This is a genomic window from Lebetimonas sp. JS032 (genome assembly GCF_000523315.1).
In the GTDB taxonomy this organism is placed as follows: domain Bacteria; phylum Campylobacterota; class Campylobacteria; order Campylobacterales; family Nautiliaceae; genus Lebetimonas.
Genome location: NZ_ATHS01000001.1, coordinates 297,861 through 316,188 on the forward strand (window position 1 = coordinate 297,861; position 18,328 = coordinate 316,188).

The following is an 18,328-nucleotide window of genomic DNA, read 5'->3' on the forward strand; positions in this document are numbered from 1 at the left end:
ACTCTAAAAATAATTAGTGTCAATAAAAAAATCACTTAAATAACTTGTAAGAATTTAATAAAAAAGAAGAAAATAAAGAAGAAGCTTCTTTTTTTGCAGCCTGTTTTTTTAATCTTTGCTGTTTTTTATAAACTGAAAGTTTTTCCCTTGATTCTTTAGCCCTCGCTTCCAACTCTCCCCATTTTTTTTCCAGCTCTTTAGGATTATCTATTTCTTTTATAAAATAGCCAAGCCCTTCTTCTTTATAAACTACACGTCCCAAAGGAGGCATTCTTTTTTCAGACTGCATAAGAGCTTCATTTACTTTTGGACATACACTTATACAGGCTCCGCAGTAAATACATAAATAAGGATTATAATTGTATTGCTTTTTTCCGCTTTTAACATCTACCACTTCAAATTTAATTGCTCCGGGAGGACAGATATTTTCACATTTATCGCAAAAAATACAGTGCTCTTCATTGTAAATAATTAAACCTCTGTATCCTTTAGGTTCAGGGGAAGGCTCGAACGGATATTTTATTGTTTCTGGTTTTGAGACAAGGTTTTTCATTGATTCAATAAACATTTTTACCATTATTGCTCCTTTATCTTGCCGTACAGCTCATACAAGGATCAAAACTGAGCACAATTGCCTGGGCATCGGAATATTTGGCACCTAAAAACAGCTTTTTTAAAATCGGGATATTTGCATATGTAGGCACTCTTATTCTAACCCTGTCCATTACTTTTTTATTGCTGCCTTTTAAATAATAAAAACACTCACCCCTAGGTGCCTCAACCCTCACCACAGTTTCTCCGTTCGGTCTGCCTTTTACTTTGACTTTATATTCACCTTCAGGCAGGTTATCCAATATGTTTTCACACATTTCAATTGAATTTAAAACCTCATCAAACCTCACCATATTTCTGGCCCACACATCACCCTCTCTTCTTAACTGCATTTTATACCCGACTTCTTCAAAAGGAAGATAATCAAATTCAACCCTTGCATCGGTTTCAAGCCCACTGGCCCTTGCAATAGGACCCGCAATATTATATTTGGCAGCCATTTCTTTGGAAATGACCCCTACCCCTTTTGTTTTAAGACCAAATGTATAATCGCTGTCGTTAAAATCCATTACTTTTAAAACATTTTCTTTTAATTTTTTTAGTTTTTTCTTTGCAAATTCAACTATTTCCAAATCAATATCCCTGCTGACACCACCTATTACCTGATAATCGTACTGAACCCTGTTTCCGGTAATTCTCTCGAGAATATCCATAACATCTTCTCTTGCCCTGAATGTCTGCATAAAGAGATTTTCATAACCCACCACCTCGGCCACATGTCCGTTTGCAAGCATATGTGAATGAATTCTGTCGAGTTCAACTACAAGCATTCTTAAATAATCTATTCTTTTATTAACTTCCACATTCATCAACTTTTCCAATCCATGAACAACCGCCCCTGCATGGGTAATAGAACAAAGACCGCATACCCTTGCCGTAAGATAAGGTAATTGATTATATTCAAATTTTGTAATGGCGGCTTTTTCTATACCTCTGTGAACATATCCTATATGGGCTTCTACTTTCGTAATAATTTCATTTTGGGTTTCAAATAAAAAACTAATCGGCTCTGGCAAAGCTACATGTTGAGAACCAAAAGGAATTACTATTTTTCCCATGAGCTGTCCTTTCTAAGAGGTGCTTTAGGCGCATCAGGTGCAATAAATACACCCTTCGCCGCATTTTCCACATCAAGTCCGAATAAATCTGCAAGTTCCCATTCGCTAAGCCAGGCTGACGGAATAATATTTACAATACTTGGTATTTTTGCATCATAACTAACTTCCGGAATTCTGAAAATTTGAATAATATTTTTTTCTTTATATTTGGAAAAAAGCCAGTCAATCTGCAGTTTTCCGCCTAAATCTGTGGCATTTACGGTTATATAATGCCAGATATTTTCGTCATAAAAATTTTTAATCTCTTCTGTTACATTTTCAAGTGTAACTTCTTTTATTGTAATTTGTGGATTAATCGTCATTATTAACTCCTAATTTCTCATAAATTTCCCCATGATTTCTCATATATTCCTTTTCTTTTGATTTAGTCTGCCAGATTTCAATAGCTTCAACAATTCCGTCAATCAAAGCTTCCGCCCTCGGGGCACATCCGGGAATCCAGACATCAACGGGAATAATATTATCCACCCCGTTTTCAACATGGTAAAAATTTCTAAAAATTCCGCCTCCGTGCGCACATGCGCCCATCGCCACAACTACCTTGGGTTCAGGCATTTCAAGATACAGCCTTCTTAAAACATCTTTGCAGTTTTTTGTAACAGGACCTGTCACCAGTAAAATATCAGCCTGTTTAGGATTTCCTTTATTTAACGCTCCAAATCTTTCAATATCGAATTTCGGGGCAAGAGCCGCTAAAATTTCTATATCGCAGCCGTTACATCCGCCGGTGTTGTAATGTAAAATCCACGGTGATTTTTTTCTGTATTTACCAAATAAACCCATAACTACCTCCATAAAGCTAATAAAATAATATTGAGTGCGGCAAGAGGGATTAAAACAACCCATGAAAATTTAACCATTTTTCTAAAATCAAGTCTTGCAGTGGAATTATCAAGTATATTTACAAATAAAAAAGCAAAAATAACCAGAATTGATCCTAAAATATAATTACTTCCTCCAAATAAAAATACAAAGAAAAACACATAAATATATTCTATCCACTTACCTGTATATATTGCTTCGTAAAAAGGGCCGCTGTATTCTATTTCCGGACCTCCTATAATTTCCTGATGGGCTTCCGCAATATCAAACGGTGATTTTTGAAGCATCATAGGAATAATTAATAAAAATGAGAGAAAAACAAGAGGAAGCTGATAAACAGGGGCTTGAGAATTTAAAATATCTTTAAAATTAAAACTTCCGCTTACTAAATAAAAAGCCACCGCCATTAACACCATAAATGGCTCATAACTTATCATATGCATAAGCTCCCTTAACGCTCCCAGTGCAGAATATGAACTTCTTACACTGCTTGCACCTATTACGAGAGCCAAAACAGCCAAAACATGGAAAAATACAGCTATTAATAAATCATTTCCCAAAAACAGTACAAACAGAGCAAACCATTCTGCCACAAAATACATTATTCCCATTAAAGCGTGAAGAGAATGTATCATCATAGGTTTTTTATCCATAAGTTTTGCAAAATCATAAAACGGCTGCATAAGTGGAGGCCCCATTCTTCCTTGTATTCTGGCTTTAACTTTCCTTTCAATTCCAAAAACAAATCCTCCGATAACAGGAGCCAAAATGGCAAATATTAACCAAATCATAACAAACCTCCTCCGAGAACTACAACTAAAATAAATAAAGCTATTGAAAATGCTATAAGAATATTTTCATATTTTTTAATACATTCAAAATTAAATGTACCTATATACTTTGGAAAAACTTCACCGCAGTTATAAGGATGAACTGTGTCTACCTTAAATTTAACAAGATAAGGCAGGGCGTGAATCAGTGTAAGTATTACCATAGCTCCTAAAATCTGCCAAAAATAAAGCGTGGAATTACCCACATATAAAGTTAAATGATCGGAAGTAACAGCTGCATTCGCCCCTGTTATGCTGTTTGCCACGGGAACGACAAAATCGGCTATAAAAGGCGCAATAAAAAGTCCGAGGGCAAGAAGCCAAAAATAATACCAAATTGATATAAAATTAAATCTTTTAGGAAGCGAAATAAATTTAATATTTGAAATTCCGTGGGTTTTTCTAACGCTGACTCCAAGAACTTTCATATACAATACGCTTAAAAAAGCACTTCCGGCACCTACATATAAAATCAATATCATATAACTCCCGTGACTTAAAAAATTACTTGCTTCCTCAATCATTAACCATTTTCCTATAAAAGTACCAAAAGGCACAAATGTCATATTTAAAAATCCGAAAAATAAAAACATAAGTGTAAGGGGAGCTTTTTCAATCAGTCTTCTCATCTGTTCTATATATTTTATCTGAAACGATTTCTCAAGAATACCGGCTTCAATGAATAAAAATCCTTTTGCAAACGCATGAAAAATAATAAGAATCAAACTTGCAACCACTGCAACCGGAGTACCTACTGCGGCTGAGAGCATCATAAGACCAAGCAGGGATATTGTTGAATAAGCAAGTATTCTCTTAAAATTATTCTGTGTCAGAGCAATTATCGCAGCCACCACAAAAACATATCCTGTGGCTATTATTAACAGTTTTGCCAAAAGTGTCCCTTTGATAATGGGAGAAATTCTTAAAATTAAAAAAGGGGCGATTTTTACCATTGTAGCGGAATGAAGTATTGCACTTACAGGAGTCGGCGCCACCATTGCACCGAGAAGCCATTTATGAAACGGCATCTGGGCACCTTTGACAAGCGCACTGAGAGACAAGAATCCAAGACCCGCCAAAGAAACAGATGCGGGATGATTTAACAAATCACTAAAATGATAAATTCCGTTTACATGAATAAAAATCATCAAAGAAATTAAAATTGCAACACCGCCTATCTGGTTCATCCATAAAGCCAAAACAGCATTATTAGTGGCTTCCTCATCTTTTCTGAAACCTATTAAAATAAATGAAGCAAGTGTGGTTGTTTCAAACAGGGCAAAAAACCATTCAATATTATTAACGCTTACAGCAAAATTCATAACACCCAAAAACCATATTATAATAGCCACAAATTTATGTTTTTCTTTTTCGTCATATTCCATATATTTTGTGGCATATATAGCAATAGGAACACCGACCAAAGCAACAATAAAATAAAATAATTTTGTTAAATTATCCACAAAAATATCAGGAGTGTCTGAATAATTTTTCATTAATAATACAATTATTAAAAAAAGAATTTGAATTATTGCCAAAGATGTTACCAAAAAGGATTTTTTGACAATCCCCTGGTATAAAAAATATCCCAAAAGTCCGAAATCATATATACCGATAAGATAATCCAGGAATTCGGGGGTTGAAATCAGAGAATATGCATGGTTGATATAAGCAAGAAATGCAAATATAATAAGCAGAGGTAATGTCAGAAATGTTAAAAAATTTGTTACTTTGCCATTTTTGGCATAAAAAATAAAAAACGCCAGAATCCAGGGAGTAACTATATTAAAAAAGACTATCCAACCCATTATAGCTCCTTGAAATTAAATTAAAATAAATTATACCTAAATGAACACTCATTTACAAGAAATATAAAAAAATTTTATATTTTATATTTCCTTTTATAACGGCTAAGCATACTTATATTTCCTTTTAATCCTCCCTGATGAATATATAAAATATTGTTTAAATTATAATATTCAACACTTTCCCATCCTATCGGGTCGTATAACAAATCAAACTCAATCCCAGCATTTTTAAGCTCATTCCATATTTCAAATAAGTTTTTATAAAGTTTTCCAAAATGGTATTTTTTCCTCGGAGATAAAATTGTAGGTATTTTTCCTCCTCCGAGCATACAAAACTGTTTTTTTAAATACTTTTCATCTCCGACACACGGCAGAGTTAAAACCTCTACATCCAGATGTTTTGCCAAAAAATATGCCGTGGTTCCTGTGCCGCTTGGCAAAAAAACTTTTAAATTATTTTTTTTTGCGTATTCGTTTATTTCATCAGCCAGTATTTTAATACCCTCTTCACTTTCCCTGATTCTTCCGCCCTCTTCTATAATCAACGTGTTTTTATCTTTTAAATTCAAAACGTATTCTCTTAACGCATCACCCCTTAAATTTATTTCAATTATTTTTGCGTCGTTTTTCAGACTTTCCAAATAGTTTCCTTCAGGATTTTGCTTTAAATATGCCGGAATATGATTTGTAAAATAGATAAATTCCCAGCCTTTGATTTTGCATAAACGGCTAAGGGAGGCAAAAGCGTTTGACTGATTAGAACCGAAAGATATTACCCTTTTAATTTCAGGAAACTCATTTTTATAAAAATAATAAAATTTTCTTGCCTTATTACCCTCAAACGGCCTAAGTAAATCGTCCCTTTTTATATGAAAAAATTTACCTCTAAATTCAAAAGGCGTTATTGGAGAGTTTTGCATAAAATATCCTTTTTGATACAATTTTACAAAAAGATGAATATGAAACCAAGAATAGCTATATTTGGAAGCAACGGATATATTGGTAAAAAATTAACAAGAGCTTTGTATAACCTTGATTATCAGTTAGTTCTTTTTTCAAGAAACAAAAGAAATTTAGAATATATAAACCACTCTCCTGTATTTAACGGATATAAACCAAATATCTGCATTGTAGAACAGATTATTTCGGCTTCTTATTACAAAGAACTGGTTGAAAATTTAAAAGGCGTTGATATTGCCTATTATTTAATCCATTCTCTTAGTGAGACAAAACAGGATTACAGAAAAAAAGATAATGATTTAGCTTCAATTGTTGCATGTGCGGCAAAAGAAGCCGGGGTAAAACAGATTATATACCTCGGGGGCTTCGGGGAAAGAGACAATCCAAACACTTCAAAACATCTAATTTCAAGACAGGATACTGGTAATTTTTTAAGAAAATATCACCCAAACGTTACGGAAATCAGAGCCGGAATTATTGTAGGGGCGGGATCTATGAGTTTTGAGCTTATAAGAAGCGCTGCTGAAATTTTACCGGCAATTCCATATTTTAAAAACGAAGGAAAATGTCAAATTACATTTGCGGATGACGTAATTGAGGCTTTAATAAAAGTTTTGGATAATTCCAAATATTACAATAAAATTATAGAGGTTGCTTCGGATGAAATTTTATCCTATTCAGAAATGGTAAAAAGATACGCCAAAGAGATTTTAAATAAAAATATAAAAACAATAAAACTTCCTAAATTCTTAGAAGACAAACTGCTTAAAAATTTTGAATTAATTTCATTTATTCTCTCAAGAATAAGCGGAATTGAAAAGCATTTTATAAAACCCCTGGTTGAAAGCCTCTATTCTAATGCATTAGTTAAAGAAAAATCCGATATTATTCCAAATCCAACCGATTTTTCAACGGCAATAAGACTTGCAAGTGAAAGAAGAAATAAAGGCGAGCTTGAATGTATGTGGAATACACCTTATGAATATTCCGTATTCAATATATTCAAAATGAAACAGTTTTCAACCGCACTTAAAAATCATAAACTCTTAACAGAAGTGGTAAGCAATGTAATCCCAAAAGAAAAAGTTAAAAAAGTCTTTTATAATTTAAAAAGCCTCAGTTACAAAAACTGCGGATATTTTTCCCCCCAATGGATGTGGAAAGTAAGGGCTTTTATTGATAGATTACTTGGCGGCAGGGGTCTTGGTGTCAGAATGATAAAACCTGAAAGGTTAAAAGTAGGTGATAAATTTGATTTTTGGGTAGTAACAGCACTAAAAGACACACCAACACATAAATTAATAAGATTTAAATCAACTATGAAAATGCCAGGTGTTGGTTGGCTTCAAGGGGAAATTAAAAAAATTGATGAAGAACATTTCAAATTTTCTCTAACAGCCTATTTCTTACCAACAAGTGCTTATTCATATATTTACTGGTACTTTTTCTTCTTTGTACATAAATATATATTTGATGAAATGTATAAAAATCTGCTTGAGAGAGATTGTAAAGAGCTTAAATAGCTCTTAGGTCTTTATAAGCTTTAATTACTCTTTCTTTCATAGATTTTTCGCCCTCTCTTAACCATTTTCTCGGGTCATAATATTTTTTGTTAGGTTTATCGTCACCTTCAGGATTACCCACTTGAGACTGTAAGTAATCGTGATATTTTTCAATATATGCTTTTACTCCAGACCAGAACGCCCATTGGGTATCTGTATCTATATTCATTTTTACAACACCATAATCTATTGCTTCATGTATTTTACTTAGTTCGCTTCCGCTTCCTCCGTGGAACACAAACCTGATTGGTTTATCTGCATCAAGATTAAATTTTTCTTTTACATATTCCTGAGAATTTTTAAGAATAACCGGTTCTAACTTAACATGTCCCGGTTTATAAACACCGTGAACATTTCCAAAACTTGCCGCAATTGTGAAAAGGTCACTTATTTCACTTAATTCTTTATAAGCATAGGCAACATCTTCAGGCTGAGTGTAGAGTCTGGAATTTTCAATTCCGCTATTATCAACCCCGTCTTCTTCCCCGCCTGTCACACCTAATTCAATTTCAAGCATAATATCAAGTGCGCTTAATTTTTTTAGATATTCTTTAGATGTTGCAACATTTTCTTCAAGCGGTTCTTCGCTAAGATCTAGCATATGAGAACTAAAAAGCGCTTTTCCGTATTTTTCAAAATGCTCTTTATTTGCTTCTATTAGTCCGTCAATCCAAGGAAGAAGCTTTCTTGCCGCGTGGTCTGTATGTAAAATCACTCTGATTCCATAAGATTGCGCAAGAGTGCGAATATGTTTTGCCCCTGCTATTGCTCCAAGCACTGCGGCTTTTTGCCCTTCGTTATCAAGCCCTTTACCTGCAAAAAAATGCGCACCGCCGTTACTGAACTGAATAATTATAGGCATATTGACGTCTTTTGCCGCTTCCATTACCGCATTAACAGAATTTGTCCCTACAACATTAATAGCGGGAAGGGCAAAACCTTTATCCTTGCATATATCAAGCAATTTTGCAGCTTCGCTTCCACTTAAAACACCAGGTTTAAATTCACTAAACATTGTACCCCTCCTTTATTTTTGTGGAATTGAATATTTAACTTTATAACTTGCTTTTAATTTTTGAAGTTCTTTTTGAAGTTTAACTCTTTTTAAATAGCCGATTATTTGGGCTTTAACTTTATCAAAAGGAATATAAGCATTATTATTTTTATCTTCCACTAAAATTACATGCCATCCAAATCTTGTATGAACCGGTTTTAAAGTGATTTGTCCCGGTTTGAGGCTTTTTACAGCTTCGGCAAAAGGAGCAACCATCTGTTTTGGATTAAACCATCCAAGTTCACCGCCGTTTACTTTGGTAGGCCCGGTTGAGTATTTTTTGGCAAGCTCAGCAAATTTTTCTTCAAGAGCTTTTCCTTTAAGCCCTTTTAATTCATTAATTAATTTTTCAGCGGTTTTTTCATCTTTTACCAAAATATGTCTTGCTTTAACTTTTGGTGTTGTTTTAAAATAAATATCTTTATTTTTTTCATAAAAATTTTTAGCTTCCGAATCGCTTATTTTTATAGCATCCAATTTACTTTTTAGCCAAAATTCTATTGCCATTTTCTTCTCAAGAGCTTTAAACTGAGGCAGTTTTTCAACTTTTTTCGCTTTAGGATATAATTCAAGAGTCTCAATATACTGATTAACAAACTGTTTAACATGCTGAGCCGGAAGGTCTTGAAGCCTTATTCTTTTATCCCCTGTAATTCCCTGCAAATAAATATTTATATCTTTTACTGTTATTTTCTTACCGTTAAGAGTTGCTAATACGGTTGAGTTTTTAAGACCTTTGATAGGTGCTCCCTGAAGTCCGGCCCCCATCATACCTTTACCCTGCATTCCGGGAAATGCCATTAATGCACCTGCAACCAAACCAATACTAATTAATTTTTTCATAATAAATTCTCCTTAATTTTTTTATTTAAAATTTAGCATTTATCATTTAGCATTATACTATTTTATGCCATATTGTGTATAACATCCTGCACATCATCAAGTTCTTCCAAAGCATCAATAAGATTTTCCACTTTTTCAGCCGTTTCGTCATCTACATCGCTTTCATTTGTTGCAACAAGTTGGACATTGCTTTCAAGTATTTCAATTCCGTCTATTTCATTTACCGCTTCCAAAACAGCGTTAAAATCTTCTGGGGCGGTTTCTATAACCAAAATATCTTCCATTTCTTTAATATCTTCTGCCCCTGATTCGATTGCCTTTTCCATAACTTCATCATCCCTGTCACTTCTGTTAACCACAATTACACCTTTTTTTTCAAACATCCATGCAACGCTTCCACTTGTTCCAAGCGTACCCCCGGCTTTTTTAAAAGCATGCCTGATTGCAGCCACGGTTCTGTTTTTATTATCTGTAAGACATTCAACCATAATGGCCACACCGCCCGGTCCGTAACCTTCATAAGTAACTTCGCTTAAAGTTACGCCGTCAAGATTACCTGTGGCTTTGTCAATAGCCCTTTGAATATTGCTCATAGGCATTGCATCCGCCCTCGCCCTGTCTATCGCCAGTCTTAAAGCGGGGTTATGCTCAGGATTACCCCCTCCGCTTCTTGCCGCTGTCATAATCGCTCTTACGTGTTTAGTAAAAATTTTGCTTTTTTTAGCATCCTCTTTTGCTTTAACATGTTTTACTTTTGACCATTTATTATGTCCAGCCATTATACTCCTTTACTAAAATATTTGTTATTATACTATAAAAAAAAGGGATTATATGGTACTGAGAACACCTGAAGAGCTTGAAGAGATAAAAAAAAGATTTTTAAAAAAATATAAAGGAAGCAAAACAGAGCTTGTTTATCATAACGATTATGAACTGTTGGTTGATATTATCCTTTCCGCACAATGTACAGATAAAAGAGTCAATATGATAACACCCGCTTTATTTAAAAAATACCCCGATATAAAAAGCCTTGCCGATGCCAAACTTGAAGATGTAAAAGAAATAATAAAATCCTGCTCGTTTTTTAATAACAAAGCCAAAAATTTAATAGCAATGGCAAAAAAAGTAAAAGAAGAATACGGAGGGGTTATTCCGCATGACCACTCCAAATTGATAAAACTACCGGGAGTCGGAAACAAAACGGCAAATGTTTTTTTAATAGAACTTGACAATGAAAACAGAATGGCGGTGGACACCCATGTTTTCAGAGTTGTACACAGGTTAGGAATTACAGATGCAAAAACGGTAAAAGAGACAGAAAAAGATTTAGTTAAAGCTTTTAAAACCGATTTAAACGAGCTTCATCAGGCTTTCGTATTATTCGGAAGGTATTTATGCACGGCAAAAAACCCAAAATGTGAAAAATGTTTTGTAACAGATTTTTGTGTCAGTAAAGACAATTTTAAAGCAAGATGATTATTTTTGGGCACTGACTCAATAACGGAAAAGTAAAAATATGACAGCGTAGTGGAATTTAGAGAAAATTTTGCGTTAAAAAAATTGCACCGAGCCCTTAGGGCCTGCGTAGCTGTTTGCAATTTTTAGCAAAATTTGAGCTCTGCGTCAAAATGGAGCTCTGAGCTGTAATATTTTTATCTTTGTAGTTATTTTTAGCATTTAGTTAATGCCTATTTTTCAAAAACCAAAATCAGTTTTTCCGCCTCTTCGCTTCCGTAAAGCGAAATCGGAATTATATCTTTGGGTTTTAAATTTGTATTTTTTTCCAAATCTTCCACACTGTAATAATATTGGGTTATATAATTTTGTTCTTTTTTATAACAGCTGTCCTTTTTTTCAAAAAGTGTAATTTCTGTAATTAATTTATTTTCTTCAAATTCAGAATATAAAACACCGAATTTATCATCACTTTCAGCTTTTAAAGTACCGACAGCCAAATCCTCCATGGCGTAAAATGTATTGATATCAAAAATGAAATATTTTTCTATTTTTTTTTCGACACATTCAAAAAATCTTTTTAATTCATCTTCTTTTAAATAATTGACAACATCAAAAACGGCTGAAGCTGAATGATAAGTTTTATCTAATTTACAGATATCAACCGCCTCACACTCACACCCTTTTTTTACCGCCTTTTTAACCTGTGCTTTGCTTAAATCAATCCCTTTTGCATTAATGCCGTTTTCTTTGGCCAATAAACAAAAATCCCCTCCCCCGCATCCTATATCCAAAATTTCATTTATTCCGAGGTCTTTAAAAATATCAATAAATTTAGTCCACAAAATCAGTGCCGCTTCTTTATCTAAAAACAGCTCTTCAACTTTGGAATAAAGTTCAAGCGCCATATATTTCCTTTACTCTTTCAACCAAATCCAAAATCTCTTTTTTCTTTTCGATAAAAGAATTTTTATTGGCAATCAGTCTTGCAGACGAATACATTATAATTTCTTTTTCTTCCATTCCGTTTTCCCTTAAAGTACCACCGGTTTGGACAATATCAACTATTACATCGCTAAGCCCTACAAGAGGTGCCAATTCGATAGAACCGTTAAGTTTGATAATTTTAGCGGGAATTCCTTTTTGGTTAAAATAATTTTTTGCAATATTTACAAGTTTACTTGCCACAATAATTTGTGTTTTATTTTTATAACTCTCATCCCCTTTTATTCCGGCAACTGAAACCCTGCATTTTCCAAGCCCCAAATCAAAAAGTTCCAATACATCCGAATCTAATTCTGTTATTACATCATATCCGACCACTCCTATATCTGCGGCCTGTTTTTCAACATATGTTGCAACATCCCAGTTTCTTACATTCATAAATTTAAATCCGCTTTTTTCAAAAACCAGTTTTCTGTTTTCAAATTCAAATTTTTCGTTAAAAATACTCTTAAAAATATCCAAAACTTCCTCGGCAATTCTGCCTTTTGGCAATGCTATTTTCATTTATTACCTTTATTTTTCATTTTTCTTCTCCATTTTCAATTATTACTTTTTTCATTCCCCTAAAAACCAAATCCTTAATATAAATTCCGTTTATGAATTCGGATAAATATTTACCGTCTCCCCCTGTTAAATAAACCGGGTTTATATTATATTTTTCCACAATGCATTTAATACTTCCAATACTTCCGCACCATAAGGCTTCTTCGGTGGAAGAAGGAAAATTCGCAGGTTTTATCAAATTTTTATTTAACTTATCTGAAATTGTAACAAAAGCTTTTTTATATGCAAAAATTCCCGGGAAAATCACTCCCCCCAAGTGTCTGCCATTTTTCATAAAATCAACTGTTACAGCACTTCCGGCATCTATTACAGTTCCGGTTTTGATACTTAAAGAGGCCATTATTCTATCAATTCCCAGATTTTTATAATCAGTGTCAAATTTTACATAATTTTTTAGATTTACGGCTTTTGGATTTAAATTTAAAAATTCTTTTTCTTTTGTCTCATTTACACTTATATAATAGATTTTACCATCAAATTTTTTAGACTCTTTTAAATCATATATTTTCCCTTTATCCCATATGTGATAATGAGTATTACCTATATCAGCCAATATCCATTTTCCATTTTCCATTTTCCATTTTCCATTATTCATTTCACAACTCACAACTCACTACTCACTATTAATTATTTTCCACTCTTTCATTCTTTCTTTTACTTTAGAACAGATCGGAGAATGTAAAATTAAAATCTTTTTTTTATATCTAAAATTAATTTCCGGCAAAAAATTTATCAACTCTTCATAATCTTTATTTAAAAACCTGCTTTTTTTCATTATTTCAAAAATCACACAATATTCATTTTTTAAATTGACCCCGAAATAAGCATTAATTTTTTTTCTTGTATTTAAATCAATTTTTTGTAGTTTTTTACAGATTATTTTATTTTTTCTCAAGATATCCACAATGTTTTTCATTCACAACTCACTTTATTCTATTTCTTCCAACGGATGATATTTTAACACTGTATCTTTAAGATTTTCTTTTTGAATATGTGTGTATATCTGGGTGGTGTTAAGAGAGGCGTGGCCGAGCAGTTCCTGAACAACCCTTAAATCCGCCCCGCCCAACACAAGTGCTGTGGCAAATGAATGTCTGAGTACATGAGGAGATACATTCAGATATTTTTTGGTAATGTTAAATGCGGATATTCTGCTTAATTTATCACAGTTTTTATTTACAAAAACAAATTCATTGACGCAGGGTCTTTTATGTAAATATTCATTAAGTGTATTTAAAGCAGCATCCGCTATTGGCACTATCCTTTGTTTTTCACCTTTTGCCATTTCTACTTTTACCCAGCCGCCTTCTATATCACCTGTTTTTATATTTAAAGCTTCGCTTATTCTAAGCCCAGTGGCATACAAAAACAAAATCAAAGCCCTGTCTCTGAGCTCAAACCATGAAGATTGGGAATTTATATGCGATATTGAATTTAAAATTTCTTCTTTATTCAAAAATTTAGGAAGGGTTTTTGGGAGTTTGGCCTGTTTTATTTTAAATTTTTCATCAACAAAATTTCTTTTATATGCAAAATCAAAAAAAGAGTTAATAGCACTTAATTTTCTGTTTAAACTTCTTTTATTTTCAATTTCAGATAAAAACCTAATTACATCGCCGCTTTCAGCCTCAATAATTGGCTTTTTAATAAATTCTTCAAACTGCATTAAATCTCTTTTATAAGCATCATAGGTGTTTTTACTCACACCTTTATTTATCAAAAGATATTCTAAAAAAGCTTCAAGATATCTACTCAATAAAAAACACCTTGTTTTTATTATAAATCTTACAGTTTTGAATTTTTAAAGGAGAATCTGTATCAAAATCACCTTCATACACTTTATAATTTAAATTTTCATCTATTTCGATTAAATAATCTTCATGCTCAACCGTATAAATTTTACCCCTGCATACGCCTGGAAGTGAAAAAGAAGCATATGGAAGTTTGATTTCTTTAATTTTTTTAAGATTTAAATCCAATTTTACTATTCTGCCGTCTATTGTAAAAACATATAAATAATTTCCCAAATTTATTACATATTTTATATCGTCGTTGTAATGAATTAAAAAATTTGGATTAAATAAAGTTAAATTATGAGGGGTAGCCATAAACAGTTTGTCATTTACTATTTTAAGATAAATTACATTATCGTTAATATTTTTTTGTGAAACAATCAAGTTTCTAATAAAACGTTTTTTAGTCAAATCCACAACAGCCACATTTCCGCTGAGAAGCGGGAACAAAACCAAATCATTATAAAAAACCGGGCTTGCATGTATGTATCTGGCTTCAATCATTCCGTCATCTGAATTTTTAAATACAAGAGCCTTTTTATCCAAATCATAAATACCGTATTCGTTATCTTCAAACACTACCGCAATTAGAGCGCCTTTTTTAGTGGCTGAATATATAAGCTGAGGCATTTTAATTACTCTTTTTTGAGAAATTATTAACAGTTTATCCCCGTTTACGGCCAAATCGTCGTTTATTTTTACAAAACTTCCCAAACTTTTATTGTTTTCATCAAAATATTCTTTTTTTTCTTTAAAAAAACCTTTTGTTTTTACAAACGTTAAATGTTTATATGTGTATTCGGCCAGTTTTTTATCCTGGGTATTTATATTTAAATTTTTATTATATACTTTTTCGGGTTCAAAATGTTTTGTTGAACAGCCCGCAAAAATTAAAGCCGCTAATAGTAAATATTTTTTCATTTTATTATCCCGTAATGTAAAAGATATTTTGCAATATCAGCAAATTTTGAATTTGGTTTGATATCATTGCTTATTTCAAGCGCTCTTTTTCTGTTTCCCTTTGCCAGATATGCCCTGATTAAAGCAACCCTTACGGCATCTTTTAAAACTTTATAATCGGGATTTAATAAATAATTCTCCAAGGTCTTAATATCCCCTTTTAGCATAGCCGTTTTATATGCCGCAAATTCTTTAAGTTCGGGGGTTGAAATTTTATTAAGATTTTTACCTTCCCTTAAAAGATAAAGTTCATAGAGTTTTTTATTTTCCTTCAATGTTTCAAGTGCTTTTTTATTATCAGGGTTAACAATAAGTTCATCAAAAGCATTGTTTGTTTTAATAAGCTCCTGGGTTTTAATATAATTGTAAGAAGCCTGCCAGATTACATAAACAATTAAAATTACCGCAGCAATAATTAAATGTTTTTTATATTTTTTTATAAATTTTTCAAGTTTAAAAACCTGAACCAATAACTGCTCGTCCTGTTTTAACTGCTCTTTTATTTCCATTATTTACCTTTTTTATGAAATTTTAACAAATATTCGTCTATTTGCTTTAAAATATTTTGGTTTAATTCCAAATTCATTTGAATAACTTTCAGATTAAAACCGAATTGTTTCAATTTTACATAATCTTTTTTTGTAGTAACTATTTTTTTATCTTTAAACTCGTTTATATCTTTATTCTTAAAGCAGTAATGGTCGGGAAAAAATTTGTATTCTTTTACATCAACATATTTTAAAAGTCTTTTTGGATTTGATATAGCTGAAATTAGAACATCCCCGTTCACTTTTTCAACATTTCTTTTAAAATCGATATTTTCTTTTAAAATAATATCCGCAAATTTAAGTGCAACTCTTGGATATCTGTATCCTCCTGCCGGCAAAACAAAAGGATTTTTTAATTTTTTATCTATTACAATATTTAATTTTTCAAAAGGTTTGTCAAATCCGTCATCCAGAATGACAACTTCGGCCCCTATTTTTTTAGCTTTTTCAATTGCCTTTTTCCTCTCTTCACTCACTATAACGGCGGCTTTTGTGGAAGTAGCTATTTCCATCGCCTCATCTCCGCTAATTTCAACAGGAACAAGTATTTCATTAAAATCTTTAACTATAACCAATCCGCTTGAGAGTCTTTTATATCCCCTTAAAATCACAGCGACTTTTTTTTCTTTCAAATAATTTGCTATTGCTATCGTTATCGGGGTTTTTCCGCTGCCTCCCACAATTATATTACCCACCGAAATAACGGGTATACCCATATCTGTATATTTTCTGGGAAATTTAAAATGTGCTATTATCATATAAAGAAATGAAACTGGTAAAAGAGAAACGATTACCGGCCAATGATACCATTTTGGTTCATAATACATTTCTTCGAAAAAAGTAAAAATTCTCATATTTTTAATAAAATCCATATTTCTTTATTTTCTTTTAATTTAAAAGTATTTGGAAAAATAGATAAATAATATTTTGTTAAATTAATATTTTGCATATCAGGATATAAAGCTAAATATCTTACACTAACATAATCTTTAATTTTTTTACCTAATTCAATAGCATAATAAATTAATATTTCAGATATTTTTTTATTACTTAATTTCTTTATTTTTTTACCTCTATAAGATTTTGCCACAAAAATGTAATCAATACTTATAACAGGTGAATTAGCTACCCTATCAAATGTTAAACCTATTAAACCTGCTTTTTTATTTTCAATTTCTAACACATAAACTGTACTTTTATTTTTATTAGTATCATTAATTAGTTTTTTTAAAAACTCATATTCCCTATTATTAAAAATTTCATCTTTAAAAAAACTTATAAAAGATTTATTTATTTTTTGATATTTAATAAATTTAATTACCATTTATTGTTTTTATACTAAATTTTTTTAGAATTTTATTTTCAAAAGCCGGAGTTTTTTCCCAATATTTTTCTAATAATTCTTCATTTTTTTTAGATAATTTTTTAGGAAGAGAAACCCTTTTTATTTTGCCATTTTCCAATTTATATGCCATTTTTAACCTTTTTTACAAATTATAACATAAATTTATAATCTGACATCTCTTTCATATAAAAAATCATGGCCCACAGTTCTTGATTTAAGTTTTGCAATAATAGGCATTTTTCTTTTAAACTGGTTTTTATAAATTTTGTTTATTACAAATTCCACCAAATCTTTATCAAATTTTTCCAAAAGCTCTTCTTTCGTAGCCCTGTTATCCACAAACTCCATTAAAACAGGGTCAATCTCAGCATATGAATACCCAAGTTCTTTTTCGTCACTCTGGCCTTTCCACAAATCCGCACTCGGAGGTTTATTTATAATAGCTTCAGGCACACCTAAATATTTTGCAAACTCAAAAATTTCCGTTTTATACAAATCCCCTATCGGATTAAGTGCACTTGCCAAATCTCCGTACAATGTTCCATAACCCAGCATTAATTCGCTTTTGTTACTTGTACCGATTACTAATGCCTTAAGTTCGGCACTTTTGTCATATAAAACAGCCATCCTCATTCTTGCAGAAAAATTTCCAAGTCTTACTTTATCATCTATAGGATAGGCATCAAGAAGTGGAGCAATAGATATTATTTCATATTCTATATCAAATTTTTTACATAATGTTTTTGCATCTTCTATACTTGAAGGGGAAGAAAACTGGCTTGGAAGCATAAAAGCTTTGAAATTATCACCTAATGCTTTTTTAGCCAAAACTGCCACAACGGCTGAATCAATCCCGCCGCTAATGCCGCAGATTCCTTTTTTCAATCCTGTTTTCGTTATTTCTTCATAAATAAATTTAACTAAGAAGTTTTCAATCAATTTCCATTTACTGTTTTCCATTTTACATTCTCCATTCTCACTACTCACCACCCCGCCGCTTTGCAAGCGGCCGGGCAGATTTTTCACTATTCACCATTTTCACCATTTAT

At 32.1% G+C, this 18,328-nt stretch carries 23 protein-coding genes; 2 read left to right on the forward strand and 21 right to left on the reverse strand.

Features of this window, described 5'->3' with window-relative positions:
• Window positions 1-31: 31 nt before the first annotated feature.
• The 7 genes from DZ65_RS10300 to DZ65_RS0101620 all read right to left on the reverse strand — a co-directional run bounded on the left by DZ65_RS10300 (window position 32) and on the right by DZ65_RS0101620 (window position 6,110).
• Complete coding sequence (locus DZ65_RS10300; protein WP_024791130.1) at window positions 32-577, reverse strand: 4Fe-4S dicluster domain-containing protein; 546 nt, start codon at window positions 575-577, stop codon at window positions 32-34.
• A gap of 10 nt (window positions 578-587) precedes the next feature.
• On the reverse strand, window positions 588-1,670 hold the full coding sequence (locus DZ65_RS0101595) for a nickel-dependent hydrogenase large subunit (RefSeq protein ID WP_024790566.1): 1,083 nt from the start codon (window positions 1,668-1,670) through the stop codon (window positions 588-590).
• A complete protein-coding gene (locus tag DZ65_RS0101600; RefSeq protein WP_035003032.1) occupies window positions 1,658-2,032 on the reverse strand; it encodes an NADH-quinone oxidoreductase subunit C in 375 nt (124 codons plus the stop codon). The genes DZ65_RS0101595 and DZ65_RS0101600 overlap by 13 nt, the downstream gene beginning before the upstream one ends.
• On the reverse strand, window positions 2,022-2,513 hold the full coding sequence (locus DZ65_RS0101605) for an NADH-quinone oxidoreductase subunit B family protein (RefSeq protein WP_024790567.1): 492 nt from the start codon (window positions 2,511-2,513) through the stop codon (window positions 2,022-2,024). The genes DZ65_RS0101600 and DZ65_RS0101605 overlap by 11 nt, the downstream gene beginning before the upstream one ends.
• Window positions 2,514-2,515: 2 nt before the next feature.
• The gene (locus DZ65_RS0101610; protein WP_024790568.1) at window positions 2,516-3,343 is read right to left on the reverse strand and encodes a complex I subunit 1 family protein; all 828 of its coding nucleotides are present in this window, start codon (window positions 3,341-3,343) and stop codon (window positions 2,516-2,518) included.
• Entirely contained in the window at window positions 3,340-5,190 is a 1,851-nt protein-coding gene (locus tag DZ65_RS0101615; RefSeq protein ID WP_024790569.1) for a proton-conducting transporter membrane subunit, read from the reverse strand. The genes DZ65_RS0101610 and DZ65_RS0101615 overlap by 4 nt, the downstream gene beginning before the upstream one ends.
• A gap of 74 nt (window positions 5,191-5,264) precedes the next feature.
• Window positions 5,265-6,110, reverse strand: coding sequence for a 1-aminocyclopropane-1-carboxylate deaminase (locus tag DZ65_RS0101620; protein WP_024790570.1), 846 nt, complete (start codon window positions 6,108-6,110; stop codon window positions 5,265-5,267).
• A 39-nt stretch (window positions 6,111-6,149) separates the two neighbouring features.
• On the opposite strand from DZ65_RS0101620, the gene DZ65_RS0101625 reads away from it, so the two are divergent.
• Window positions 6,150-7,673, forward strand: a complete 1,524-nt coding sequence (locus tag DZ65_RS0101625; protein WP_024790571.1) for a DUF2867 domain-containing protein — start codon at window positions 6,150-6,152, stop codon at window positions 7,671-7,673.
• On the opposite strand, the gene fbaA is transcribed toward DZ65_RS0101625, so the two are convergent.
• From fbaA to DZ65_RS0101640, 3 genes are all read right to left on the reverse strand, one after another.
• On the reverse strand, window positions 7,666-8,727 hold the full coding sequence (gene fbaA, locus DZ65_RS0101630) for a class II fructose-bisphosphate aldolase (RefSeq protein ID WP_024786956.1): 1,062 nt from the start codon (window positions 8,725-8,727) through the stop codon (window positions 7,666-7,668). The genes DZ65_RS0101625 and fbaA overlap by 8 nt on opposite strands.
• A gap of 12 nt (window positions 8,728-8,739) precedes the next feature.
• The gene (locus DZ65_RS0101635; protein ID WP_024786957.1) at window positions 8,740-9,609 is read right to left on the reverse strand and encodes a peptidylprolyl isomerase; all 870 of its coding nucleotides are present in this window, start codon (window positions 9,607-9,609) and stop codon (window positions 8,740-8,742) included.
• Window positions 9,610-9,671: 62 nt separating this feature from the next.
• On the reverse strand, window positions 9,672-10,388 hold the full coding sequence (locus tag DZ65_RS0101640) for a YebC/PmpR family DNA-binding transcriptional regulator (RefSeq protein WP_024789190.1): 717 nt from the start codon (window positions 10,386-10,388) through the stop codon (window positions 9,672-9,674).
• Window positions 10,389-10,440: 52 nt separating this feature from the next.
• On the opposite strand from DZ65_RS0101640, the gene nth reads away from it, so the two are divergent.
• Window positions 10,441-11,085, forward strand: a complete 645-nt coding sequence (gene nth / locus DZ65_RS0101645) for an endonuclease III (protein ID WP_024786959.1) — start codon at window positions 10,441-10,443, stop codon at window positions 11,083-11,085.
• Window positions 11,086-11,297: 212 nt separating this feature from the next.
• Here the strand turns inward: nth and DZ65_RS0101650 are convergent, their stop codons facing one another.
• From DZ65_RS0101650 to DZ65_RS0101700, 11 genes are read right to left on the reverse strand one after another with little or no spacing between them, the layout of a single operon-like run.
• Window positions 11,298-11,972: a class I SAM-dependent methyltransferase gene (locus DZ65_RS0101650; RefSeq protein WP_024786960.1), complete on the reverse strand. Its 675-nt coding sequence runs from the start codon at window positions 11,970-11,972 to the stop codon at window positions 11,298-11,300.
• A complete protein-coding gene (gene hisG / locus DZ65_RS0101655) occupies window positions 11,962-12,573 on the reverse strand; it encodes an ATP phosphoribosyltransferase (protein WP_024790572.1) in 612 nt (203 codons plus the stop codon). The genes DZ65_RS0101650 and hisG overlap by 11 nt, the downstream gene beginning before the upstream one ends.
• Window positions 12,574-12,589: 16 nt before the next feature.
• A complete protein-coding gene (locus DZ65_RS0101660; RefSeq protein ID WP_236617332.1) occupies window positions 12,590-13,228 on the reverse strand; it encodes a type III pantothenate kinase in 639 nt (212 codons plus the stop codon).
• An 18-nt stretch (window positions 13,229-13,246) separates the two neighbouring features.
• Window positions 13,247-13,549: a hypothetical protein gene (locus DZ65_RS0101665; protein ID WP_024790573.1), complete on the reverse strand. Its 303-nt coding sequence runs from the start codon at window positions 13,547-13,549 to the stop codon at window positions 13,247-13,249.
• A gap of 12 nt (window positions 13,550-13,561) precedes the next feature.
• A complete protein-coding gene (locus tag DZ65_RS0101670; protein ID WP_024786964.1) occupies window positions 13,562-14,389 on the reverse strand; it encodes a tyrosine-type recombinase/integrase in 828 nt (275 codons plus the stop codon).
• Complete coding sequence (locus DZ65_RS0101675; RefSeq protein ID WP_024786965.1) at window positions 14,382-15,347, reverse strand: hypothetical protein; 966 nt, start codon at window positions 15,345-15,347, stop codon at window positions 14,382-14,384. Before DZ65_RS0101675 ends, DZ65_RS0101670 begins: the two co-directional genes overlap by 8 nt.
• Entirely contained in the window at window positions 15,344-15,895 is a 552-nt protein-coding gene (locus tag DZ65_RS0101680) for a hypothetical protein (RefSeq protein ID WP_024790574.1), read from the reverse strand. The genes DZ65_RS0101675 and DZ65_RS0101680 overlap by 4 nt, the downstream gene beginning before the upstream one ends.
• The gene (locus DZ65_RS0101685; protein WP_084021906.1) at window positions 15,895-16,806 is read right to left on the reverse strand and encodes a tetraacyldisaccharide 4'-kinase; all 912 of its coding nucleotides are present in this window, start codon (window positions 16,804-16,806) and stop codon (window positions 15,895-15,897) included. The genes DZ65_RS0101680 and DZ65_RS0101685 overlap by 1 nt, the downstream gene beginning before the upstream one ends.
• Window positions 16,785-17,258, reverse strand: coding sequence for a GNAT family N-acetyltransferase (locus DZ65_RS0101690; protein WP_024786967.1), 474 nt, complete (start codon window positions 17,256-17,258; stop codon window positions 16,785-16,787). Before DZ65_RS0101690 ends, DZ65_RS0101685 begins: the two co-directional genes overlap by 22 nt.
• Entirely contained in the window at window positions 17,248-17,409 is a 162-nt protein-coding gene (locus DZ65_RS10675) for a hypothetical protein (protein WP_156920206.1), read from the reverse strand. The genes DZ65_RS0101690 and DZ65_RS10675 overlap by 11 nt, the downstream gene beginning before the upstream one ends.
• Before the next feature lie 32 nt (window positions 17,410-17,441).
• Complete coding sequence (locus DZ65_RS0101700; RefSeq protein WP_035907309.1) at window positions 17,442-18,239, reverse strand: NAD+ synthase; 798 nt, start codon at window positions 18,237-18,239, stop codon at window positions 17,442-17,444.
• Window positions 18,240-18,328 lie beyond the last annotated feature (89 nt).